This window comes from Kitasatospora sp. NPDC004240 (assembly GCF_053603215.1).
The window spans coordinates 1-9,921 of sequence record NZ_JBSGFD010000259.1; the positions used below are offsets into that span (position 1 = coordinate 1).

Below are 9,921 nucleotides of genomic sequence, written 5' to 3' on the forward strand. Positions count from 1 at the left end.
CATCTAGGCCAATAACCGCATAGATCGACGAGGTCGGCTACATCCCGTTCGACCAGGACGCGGCGAACCTGTTCTTCCAGCTCATCGCGTCGCGCTATGAACAGGGCTCGGTGATGGTGACCTCGAATCTGCCCTTTGGGCGGTGGGGAGAGACCTTCTCGGACGACGTCGTCGCGGCCGCGATGATTGACCGGCTGGTCCACCATGCCGAGGTTCTCACCCTGACCGGCGACTCCTACCGGACCCGTCAGCGACGCGAGCTCCTGGCGCAGGAGAACCGAGCCCACCGCGACTGAGCCTGTCAGCCGCCTTGGTCGGCCGAGCGAAAGATGTGCTCTCGCCCTTCACGGTCTTCGAACTCGACGCTGAAGGTCAAGCCCATCCCGTTCAAGGCCCCCAGCAGGTCAGTGATGCGATCGGGATCCACGAACCCGCTGAACACGACGGGTTCGAGCGGAGTCAGCTCAAGGTCCGCGGACTCGTTCTCGACCTGGAACTCGGTCCAGCTCGATCGCCGGACCCGCCAGCCGGCGCGGAAGAACAGCTCAGCCGCGTTTTGGGCGCTGGCTGTCCCGGTCAAAGATCCCCAGACGTTGCTGCCGACATCAAGCTGAGCCACGGCAGCGGCGTCAAGACGCGGGCCGTCCGTCCCTCCAGAGGTGAAGTCCACGCCGGACAGTATCGGGCAGGTGACCGTCATCTCGCGCACAGGCCGGCGGACAGGCCCGAACCGACCCCAGGGGGTCAATTCTGCGGGACTGGTGCGGGGTCAAATCTGCGGTTCTGGATCACTTTCCGTGCCAGAGCCACGGAGGGTCACCGGAGCCGCGATCATGAACGGTCGTGGCTGACGATCTCCTCCAAAACCTCTGGGTCCACCAGACCGCCGACGTCGCGGTCAACACCCTGACCATCCACGCCGACCGCGTGACCGTCCACGCCGCCACGACCGGCAACGAGGCGGGCTGCCCGTCGTGCGGGACCGTCTCGACCCGGGTGCACAGCAGTTACGTTCGACGGTTGGACGACAGCGCGGCGGGTCGGCGTCGGGTGGTGGTCGAGTTACGGGTCCGCCGGTTCCGTTGCCGTGAACGAGCTTGCCCCCGGGCCACGTTCGTCGAGCAGGCGTCGGGGCTGACCTTCCGTCACGGGCGTCGGAGCCAGGGACTGCAGGCCGCGCTGCAGCAGCTCGCCCTGGCCTTGGCCGGCCGGGCCGGCTCCCGTCTGGCTGAGACCTTCGCGGTCCCCGTGAGCCGTTCGACGCTCCTGCGGCTGATACGCGCCCTGCCGGATCCGGCGCACGTGGTGCCGCGCGTCCTGGGTATCGACGAGTTCGCCCTGCGTAAGGGCCACGTCTACGCCACGATCCTGGTCGACATCGAGACCCGCCGCGCAGTCGATCTGCTGCCCGACCGCACGGTCGCAACCGTCCGGTCCTGGCTGGCCGACCATCCAAGTGTGAAGGTCGTCTGCCGCGACCGGTCGGCCTCCTACGCCGAAGCCGTCCGGCTCGGCGCCCCGGACGCGATCCACGTCGCCGACTGGTTCCACCTGTGGCAGAACCTCGCCGACGCGGTGGAGAAGACCGTGCTCCAGCACCGTGCCCTGCTATCCGAACCGGCCCCTCCAGCAGGTCCGGCTCCGGCTGTCGCCTTGGCGTCCGTCAGCTCCGAGCCTCGCCGGACCGGCCGGCTGTCCGACCGGGTCCGCGAACAGCACGCCGCCGTCCATGCGCTCATGGACGACGGGTTCAGTCTGCGCGCCATCGGCCGACGACTGGACCTGGCCCGCAACACGGTGCGCCGACTGGCCGGCGCGCAGGACCCGGACGAGCTGCTGGTCGGCCGCTGGACCGGACGCACCAGCATCCTCGACCCCTACAAGCCCTACCTCCACCAGCGGTTCGCCGAGGGCCACACGATCGCCCGGCGCTTGTTCGAGGAGATTCGACAGCGGGGATTCCCCGGTCAGGAGCAGATCGTGCGCGTCTACGTGCGTCGGTTGCGGGAGGCGTTCCCCGACCAGGACCCGCCCCGCCGCAAGCCCTCCGTCCGGGACGTGACCAGCTGGATCACCCGCCGCCCCGACCGCCTGCGTGACGAAGACGCCCAGCAGCTCAAGGAGGTCCTCGCCCGCGTCCCGGTGCTGGCCACCACCGCCGAGCACGTCAGGGCCTTCGCCGAGCTGATGAACGACCGCCGCGGCCGAGAGCTCAAAGACTGGATCACACGGGTCCAGCAGGACCAGGTCCCGGCCCTTCGAAGCTTCGCCACCGGTCTGCTGCAGGACCTCGATGCGGTCGTCGCCGGTCTGACCCTGAGCTACAGCTCCGGCGCGGTCGAGGGCCACAACAACAAGATCAAGATGATCAAGCGCCAGATGTTCGGCCGCGCCGGCTTCGACCTCCTGCGCAAGCGCGTCCTCCTCGCGACATGAGGCCGCCGGTCGTGGCGGCGTGGACGGTCACGCGGTCGGCGTACTTGAGAAAGTGGCTCTGGCAAGATTTTCGTAGCCGGAGATCGTCTTGGTTCGGTCGGTGCTCGAACCGCGTCGCGGTCTGCCGTTCCACTGGTCTGGATGGTCGCACGGCTACTGGACCGGACCAGCCAGCGTTTCGATCGACAGAGGCGGGCAGCTCTCCTCTGTCCGGGTAAGGCTTGCCAGCTCTTCCGAGGGTTCGTCACCATCGCGAAGGGCCAAGACGTATGCCCTTGCATCCCGCAGACTCATCCGCGGGGCCTGCTTCCGCAGGTGGCTCATGGCGGCCACGACCCCGGCGGAGTGAATCACTGCGCGAACGGACGAGGTCAGTGGGGCAGGCGGTCGGATGCCCTTGATCTGCTGGAGGTAGAGCTCCTCCCAGTTCTCGGCTATCCACGTGGTGGCGGGGACGTGGTGGATGCTGCCGTCGTGCCGGTCCACCAGGTAAGGGCCGCTGCCAACGAGGCTGTCGCGAACATCACGGGTGCGGGCGTACTCCGCCGAGTTCCAGAAGACGAGCCAGCCGACCGCATGCTCCTCCACGGCGCAGACGGCGAGCTCGCGGAGTGGTCCTGCCCACGTCAACCGTTCTCGGGCCAGCAGGGACTCGACAAGCTCGACGGCGCGTTCCTTCGAAATCACGCTTCCATCATTCACCGCAGGTCAATCGGGTTTCGGGGGGCGTGGCCGCGCCCGCGTCGAGATCTCAGACGCGGTCTTCAGGCCGTGAAGCGGCGGCGGAGGGGGGCGAGCAGTACGACCCGGTGGCGGAGGAGCGGCACTCCGGCACGTCCTGCCATGATGCGCTTCTGCAGCTTCACGTCGGTGATACGGCCTTCGTTGACGCCGGAGTTGTAGTGAGTTGTGATCCCCTGGCGGACCGCGTGCTGGTCTTCGCGTAAGGCGGTGGCCATCCCGGCGAGAGGCGTCAGTCCGCTGGTAGCGAGCTGGTCGAGCCATCCCGGGAGGGGTGTGCCGTCGCGGGCGTCGAGCATGGTGGCGAACTGGCGGACCAGGTCGTGAGTGAGACGGAGTTCCGGGCAGTGGTCGAGCAGCCGGCGCAGACGCTGGCCGGTCTGGAGGCTGTGCCGGTGGGGTGCGGTGATGATCCAGCGTGCGGCTTCGCGTGGGGAGGGCGGCCGTTCGCGCGGCTCGTCCAGCGGTAGCCCGCGCCGCAGGGGTGCGAGGGCCATCTTCACGCGCTGGTAGTGGCCCAGGTAGCCCTTGCCGAGGAGTTCCTGGTGCAGGGTCTTCGCGCTGCGCTCGCCTTCGTCCCAGCGTTGCTGCAGGTAGTCGAGGTAGGGGTCCAGGGCGGAAGGGCGGCGGGGAGCCCGTCGCATCACCTCGTGCCAGGTGTGGGCACGGGCGTACTTGCGCACCGTGCGGCGGTCCAGCCCGAGCTCTCGGGCCGCGACACTGTAGGTGCGGCCGGCATCGGTGAGCGCGTGCACGGCCTCGAACAGTCGCTGGGCATGACGGCCGGCCGCAGTGCCCGCCGAGACGGGACTCGCTGCCGCTTCGTCGGTGGGTTCCGACCCGGCCGGTTCAGGGGTCGGCAGTGCGGCGGGCAGGCAGGTGCGGTGAGTGGCGGCGAGTTCCTGAACGCGCCGGGACAGGCCTTGCCACAGGTGGAAGCGGTCGCTGACCTGGACAGCGTCGGGGGCGCCGGCGGCGATGCCCTGCCGGTAGGTGAGTGAGCCGTCGCGGCAGGCGATCTCCACCCCGGGATGCTCGCGGAGCCAGTGGCTCAGCTGTTCGGCGTCCCGGCCTTCCCAGAGCGTCACCGGCAGGCGGGTGGTGGCGTCGACCAGGAGGGTGCCGTAGGTGTCGCCGTAGAGCGCGAAGTCGTCGACCCCCAGCACCCGGGGTGTCACCGGCGCGGGTAGCGGCATCCGCATCAGCTGGGAGAGCACAGTGGACCGCGAGAGCGCGATGTTGAGGATGCGCAGCATCCGGGCCCCGCCCCGGCCCGCCAGTACGACGCCGACCGCCTCGACCAGGTGCTGCAGCAGCGGGGTCCGCCGCTGGTAGCGCACGGTCAGTCCCGGTACCTGCTCGGCGAAGGTCACCTTCGGACGGGCCGGGTTCTCGCAGTACAGACGGCGGACACTCAAGCCGATCCGGATCGACCGGTCGCCGATCGCGACATCGGCGAGGTGCCGCACATAGCGGCCGTGGCACCACTCGCTCAGCTCGCCGCATCCCGTACACGCTGCTGGAACGCCGGACCGTGTGCGGGCGCGGACCGCCACGACAGCATCGGAAACCTCAACCGAGACAACCACCACATTGGCCAAGTGCGGTAACAGTGCGGCCAGTTCAATAGAACACGGCCAGAGGTTGCCCACCGGCAAACCAGCCGACCACCGCCCCGGGATGATCTCCGGCTACGAAAATCTTGCCAGAGCCAAGAAAGTGCTCAACGAAGTACGGGTAAACGTGCTCAGTTGGAGATCGCCGACGACGCGGGCTCCGGCGGCATCGAGTACACGTGCAGCGGGCTTCCGCACCCTCCTGGAACTCGACCGTCTGCCCTGTCACCCAGGCAGGACGCCGCCTGAGCTACCTGCGGGTGAGTAGGCCCACCCGATATTCCCGGCAGGGCCTTCGCCGTGTCCATAGAATCCTGCCTCGATGAAGAGACGCGTCCAGTTCACCGAGCAGGTGGTGCGATTCCGTGACTACATGCCGGCCGCAGATCGGGAGAAGTTCCTGCGCTTGGTCGACAGGATCGCAGCTGAGCCTGAAGGTCCAAGCAGTCACCTCGCCTACACGAACGACGCTGTGACGCGTGCAGCCTGGGAAGACCGTGTAATGGTGCACTTCGTCGTGACGTGCTTCTTCGTGGTCGTCATCGAGGCCGACATCTACGACGCATCGCGCGGCTTCAACGAGGTGTAAAGCGGTGCAGTCGGCCACAAGACTGCCCAGATCACCGATCGGGGCACTCTTGTGGTGCGGCACTGTGCGGATGATCCACCGGCCTGAGCACCACACCAGTTGGGCACGGTCGTCTGTACGTAGCTGGGCGTGTTCATGGCTCTGGCAAGATTTTCGTAGCCGGAGATCGTCTTGGGGCGGCGGCCAGCTGGTTTGCTGGCGGGCAACCTCTGGCTGTGTTCTGTTGAACTGTCCTCGTTGTTACCGCAGTTGGCCGATGTGCTGGTTGTCTCGGTTGAGGTTTCCGATGCTGTCGTGGCGGTTCGCGCCCGCACACGGTCCGATGTTCATGCGGCGTGTACGGGCTGCGGCCAGCCGAGCGAGTGGTGCCACAGCCGCTATGTGCGGCATCTCGCCGATACCGGGATCGGCGGCCGGCCTGTCCGAATCGACCTGTCCGTACGCCGCTTGTACTGCGAGAACCGGCGTCGCGGGCGTCGGTCTTGCCCTCGCCGCGGTACCCGTCGGAGGCCCGGTTCACCAGACGGCCGGGGATGTACAGGACCTCCTGGCCGTGGGAGACCAGCAGGCTCAGCAGCAGGGCCGGCTCACCGCCGGTCATGTCGATCGCCCACGTCACCGGCTCGCCGTCGGCGAGGGCGAGGACGTCGGCGATCAGGTTCAGCAGCTCGGGCTCGTCGTTGGCTACCCGCCGCGACAACACTTTCCTGCCGTCCGTGTCCAACGCCAGGGCGTGGTGATGGCCCTTGCCGCTGTCGATCCCCGCCCATATCCGGCTCATCGCGCTCCTGACGTGCGTGTTCGTGCTGTTCGTGCCACGGACGACCTCGCCGGCATTGCTCTACTCAGCGACTTTCTCGCACTTCCTAATCGGCGGCCGAGTCGTCGTGGGGCGCCGGGCGGCGAAGCCAGGAAAGCCACGACACGGCAGCCCGCTGATAGCCACACCCAGCGCCCCTGGGCGACCCAACCTTACGAATGGCCCGATCAACCCAGTTCAGAAGGTAGAGCCCGCTGACCGGGTGCCCCTCCCCGCCCGCGTGGCGCAGCCCGGCGCGCGGGCGGGGAGGGTGGACGGTGATGCTGTGGGTGGCGGCGGGCCGGCCGTGAACCCCCGAGCACGGCCGGCCGCCGGTCCGTTGCCGCCTGTAGCCCGGGGAGTATGGGGGTGAGGGCCGACCGCCGACGGGCTGTGTCGTCGGCCTCTCGTGTCAGTGGGACGTGGCGGTTACGCCCAGGGCCATCAGGACCAGCTCCTCGACAGGAATCCTGTCGCTGGAGCCGTCAGGGCTCGTCATGGTCGCCTTGGTCGGAAACGCGTCCGCTTCTTTGACCAGCCCTGCGCAATCGCGATGGCCCAGTCCCTGGAGCGCCTGCTCACCCACTTCTTCTCCACCCCCGCCCTCGTCCCGGGCCGAATCTGGCCCCTCAACCTCGTCGACCACGACTTCCAGCTCCAGGGCCTGACCAAGACCTGGCGCCTGACTGCGACCCCGACCCCGACCGTGCCCCGCCCCGCCCCGGCGGCGCGGGCTACGCCGCTTCGCGGCTGCGGTGGGCGGCGCGGCGGTCGAGGAGGCGGCCTAGGCCGAAGTAGACGGCGGCGGCGTAGGTCCAGCCGACGAGGACGTCGATGATGAAGTGCTCGGCCCCGTACACCAGGGTGAAGGCCATGGCGAGCGGATAGGCGGCGAGCAGGACCCGGGCGGTCGGGCCGGCGCCGGGCCAGAAGAACAGGGTGACCAGCATCGGGTACGCGGAGTGCAGCGAGGGCATCGCGGCGACGTCGTTGGAGAAGCGGCTGCCGTTCTCGAACACCGAGGCGGCCGTGGGGAGGCCGAGGTGGCCGAGCACGTCGCCGACGACCCGAGTGAGCGCGGGCATCCGGCCCTGTTCGGCGGCCAGCCAGGGCGGTACGGCCGGGTAGAGGATGTAGGTGACGAACCCGGCGTAGGTGAGGGCGAGGTAGTAGGCGAGCAGGCGCCGGAAGCGGGCGTGGTTGCGTCGCCAGAGGACGGCGAGCAGCACGAAGACGACGAAGAAGTGCGACATGTAGACCGCGACCGTCAGGTAGTCGTGGAGACGCGGGCGGCCGGGGGTATAGAGGGCGTACTGCAGGCGCACCGTCCAGGTCTCGCCGAAGCCGAGTACCCGGTCGAAGGCGAGCTGGGGGTGCAGGTAGGGCGGCCAGGGCGTGTGGGCGCCGTAGCCCCGCAGCAGTGAGTACGTCCAGACCACGGCCATCACCGGCACCCAGTCGCGCAGGACGAGCAGTCTGCTGCGCCAGCCTCCGCCGGCGTGGACGGCGGCGGTCAGCAGGGCACCGATCAGCCAGAGGAACACCAGGTCGTTGGTGTAGGGCACGCCGCGCGTCCACACCCACCAGGCGAACAGGCCGAAGTAGAGCGGCCAGGCCGTTCGGCGCCAGCTGCGCCAGCGGCCGTTGGCCCTGGTGGCGGTGGACCCGGCGGGCAGGGTCGGGGGAAGAAGGTCGGGCACGGGCGACTCTCGGTGGATCGACGGAACGCACGGGCAGTGCCACGGAGCGTATCCGCGCCGTGCGGCCGAACCACCGCCGTGGTGATCGTTGTCGCCCGTTCGGACAGGCGGACCGACCTGGGCGCCCGCCTTCCAGAGCGCCGTCACCTGGTGCAGGCGCTTCTCGGTCGGCATCGGGGCCGCCGACCTCACCGTGGTCTGAGCGCTGCCTGCCGGACGGAGCCGAGCGCAGATCGCAGACTGCAGCTCAGCACCGGCGAGTTGCGGCCTGAGGTCTGCGATCTGCGCTCGGCTGTCCTCGATCTGTGGTCCGAGGACAGGGAGGGGCGTCAGGCGGACTGGCCGGTGATGTCGACCAGCCAGGTGATGCCGAAGCGGTCGGTGCACATGCCGAACACGTCGCCCCACATCTGCTTCTCCAGCGGCACCATGACCGTTGACAGACCGTGCCGTCGGCGGAGAGCCGCTCCCAGTAGCCGCGCAGCAAGCCCGCCCCGCCGTCCTCGACCGCGACCTGACCGCCGCCGACCTGCTCCGCCACCGCGCCAACCGCCTCGGCCTCACCCCAGCCCGCCTCGCCCAAGCAGCCCTCCTCCCCGAACCCTCATCACCACCTGGCTCAACGGCGAACCACCCTCCCACCTCCTCCGCTGCGCCCCCGTGCTGCAGATTTCCGAGGATGTCCTGCTGGACACGCTGAGCGGCAAGCGGAACACCGGGTACTGGCCGCTGCCCACAGCAGCCGACGACCGGGTCGGACGGTCGGAACCGGGAGTGTAGGGAACGCAGAAGGGCACCGCCGCAGGCGGTGCCCTCGCGCACCATGGGGCCCATTTGAGGCCGCTGCCGTGGGGCCTTGGCCTTCACCTGACTGCCGAGGTCCCGGACCGGGCAGCAGCGGCAGGGCCGGAACCGCGCCCGGGCCCTGCCGCTGCGGGCACCGCCCCCACCACTGCCCGGAGCAGCGCTGCTGCCCCGCCGCTCCCACGTGCCGAATGGCCATGCCGTCCGTCTTCTGCTCGGTGATTGTTCCGGGGTGGTCATGGCGGGCGACAAGGGTGTGACGGCTACGAACGGGGCCGGATTCACTCGGTGCGGGGAAGTAGTCGTACCGGCCGACGACGGCCTGACCTGGCCGGTGCGGGTACGGTCCGGCCCTGGCCTTCACCCGCTTGCGGGCCGGGGCTCGTCGGCGGTGGGCCACGGGCGAGGCAGGCCGAAGTAGTTCGGGGAGCAGCCGGGCGGACACCAGTGCGCGGAATGCCCGGGGTAGGCCCACTGGTGGCCGTCCCACTCGCACTGCGGGATCGCGTCCTCCCGGTCGTCGGTGCACCGGTCGGCGAAGGCCCGGGCCACCATGACGGCCCGCGACCTCCTGGACCCGCAGGACCAGGCCGAGCCCGTCGGAGCCCGGGTTTCCTCGTGGGCCGTACGACACCTCGGTCACCCCGCAGTCGTCGGCGTGCAGGAGGAAGCGCTCCAGGTCGGCCGGTGGGCAGGCGGTCAGCTCCCGGCCCCAGAGCGTCACCTGGGGCCCGTGGGCCGCGTCGGCCGCGGCACAGTACAGCCGGCCCTTGTAGAAGTAGGCGACGACGGCCGGATCCGTGGGCGCCGTGCCGAATTCCACGCCCAGGCTCTCCGAGTCGCCCTGGCACCGGCGCAGCTCCTCCATGCCCGGCAGGGCCGCGACGACCTTGGCGGCCCGCATGCCGAACCACAACGGCCCGAGCCCCTCCAGAGGCTCCAACTCCCACTCCACCCTTGCCGGCCCCTGCACGGCATCGCCAGGCTCCAATGCCACCACCGACCAGCGCGAGTCCCCAATGCTGGGCCGCGATCGGAGTGGAAAACCACCCCACGCACATCGCCGCCCCGGGCGTCGACGGCGGCCCGTACGGCGTCGACGACCAGGTCGGCACGCATGTGCTCGGCGAGCGACCAGCCCACGACCCGCCGCGAGTGCATGTCGATCACCGTCGCCAGGTACATCCACGACCCGCCGACCGGCAGATACGTGATGTCGCCGCACCACCGGACGTC

The 9,921-nt window shown here is 69.3% G+C and carries 10 protein-coding genes and 2 pseudogenes; 4 read left to right on the plus strand and 8 right to left on the minus strand.

The genetic code is table 11. The features are described 5' to 3' along the window. Positions 1-83: 83 nt before the first annotated feature. Entirely contained in the window at positions 84-296 is a 213-nt protein-coding gene (locus ACWEQL_RS38020; protein ID WP_452155448.1) for an ATP-binding protein, read from the plus strand. A gap of 5 nt (positions 297-301) precedes the next feature. Here ACWEQL_RS38020 and ACWEQL_RS38025 read toward each other — a convergent pair whose 3' ends face one another. Beyond that, on the minus strand, positions 302-670 hold the full coding sequence (locus ACWEQL_RS38025) for a hypothetical protein (protein ID WP_380346165.1): 369 nt from the start codon (positions 668-670) through the stop codon (positions 302-304). Positions 671-843: 173 nt separating this feature from the next. On the opposite strand from ACWEQL_RS38025, the gene ACWEQL_RS38030 reads away from it, so the two are divergent. After that, positions 844-2,436 (plus strand): ISL3 family transposase, encoded by a 1,593-nt coding sequence (locus ACWEQL_RS38030; protein WP_452155432.1) that lies wholly within the window; start codon positions 844-846, stop codon positions 2,434-2,436. 153 nt (positions 2,437-2,589) lie between these two features. Here the strand turns inward: ACWEQL_RS38030 and ACWEQL_RS38035 are convergent, their stop codons facing one another. Both ACWEQL_RS38035 and ACWEQL_RS38040 read right to left on the minus strand, forming a co-directional pair. Continuing rightward, entirely contained in the window at positions 2,590-3,123 is a 534-nt protein-coding gene (locus tag ACWEQL_RS38035) for a YrhB domain-containing protein (protein ID WP_452155434.1), read from the minus strand. A 77-nt stretch (positions 3,124-3,200) separates the two neighbouring features. Further along, positions 3,201-4,829 (minus strand): ISL3 family transposase, encoded by a 1,629-nt coding sequence (locus ACWEQL_RS38040; protein ID WP_452155436.1) that lies wholly within the window; start codon positions 4,827-4,829, stop codon positions 3,201-3,203. Positions 4,830-5,115: 286 nt separating this feature from the next. Here ACWEQL_RS38040 and ACWEQL_RS38045 point away from each other — a divergent pair, with 286 nt between their 5' ends. Both ACWEQL_RS38045 and ACWEQL_RS38050 read left to right on the plus strand, forming a co-directional pair. Further along, positions 5,116-5,382 (plus strand): hypothetical protein, encoded by a 267-nt coding sequence (locus tag ACWEQL_RS38045; protein ID WP_452155438.1) that lies wholly within the window; start codon positions 5,116-5,118, stop codon positions 5,380-5,382. A gap of 294 nt (positions 5,383-5,676) precedes the next feature. Continuing rightward, a pseudogene (locus tag ACWEQL_RS38050) lies at positions 5,677-5,829 on the plus strand (hypothetical protein); the annotation flags it as partial. A 16-nt stretch (positions 5,830-5,845) separates the two neighbouring features. On the opposite strand, the pseudogene ACWEQL_RS38055 reads toward ACWEQL_RS38050, so the two are convergent. The 5 genes and pseudogenes from ACWEQL_RS38055 to ACWEQL_RS38075 all read right to left on the minus strand — a co-directional run. Further along, positions 5,846-6,163 (minus strand): annotated as a pseudogene (locus ACWEQL_RS38055) (IS110 family transposase); the annotation flags it as partial. Between the two features lie 430 nt (positions 6,164-6,593). Then, positions 6,594-6,827 (minus strand): hypothetical protein, encoded by a 234-nt coding sequence (locus tag ACWEQL_RS38060; RefSeq protein WP_452155440.1) that lies wholly within the window; start codon positions 6,825-6,827, stop codon positions 6,594-6,596. Between the two features lie 88 nt (positions 6,828-6,915). Continuing rightward, positions 6,916-7,881: a phosphatase PAP2 family protein gene (locus ACWEQL_RS38065; protein WP_452155442.1), complete on the minus strand. Its 966-nt coding sequence runs from the start codon at positions 7,879-7,881 to the stop codon at positions 6,916-6,918. 1,164 nt (positions 7,882-9,045) lie between these two features. Continuing rightward, complete coding sequence (locus ACWEQL_RS38070; protein ID WP_452155444.1) at positions 9,046-9,240, minus strand: hypothetical protein; 195 nt, start codon at positions 9,238-9,240, stop codon at positions 9,046-9,048. 165 nt (positions 9,241-9,405) lie between these two features. Then, the coding region (locus ACWEQL_RS38075) for a DDE-type integrase/transposase/recombinase (protein ID WP_452155446.1) at positions 9,406-9,921 on the minus strand (516 nt) is incomplete at its 5' end.

What these genes read in the sequence shown, in the direction of transcription:
- ACWEQL_RS38045 (WP_452155438.1), top strand. Translation starts at nt 5,116, where the DNA reads ATGAAGAGACGCGTCCAGTTCACCGAGCAGGTGGTGCGATTCCGTGAC.
- ACWEQL_RS38070 (WP_452155444.1), bottom strand. Translation starts at nt 9,240, where the DNA reads ATGGTGGCCCGGGCCTTCGCCGACCGGTGCACCGACGACCGGGAGGAC.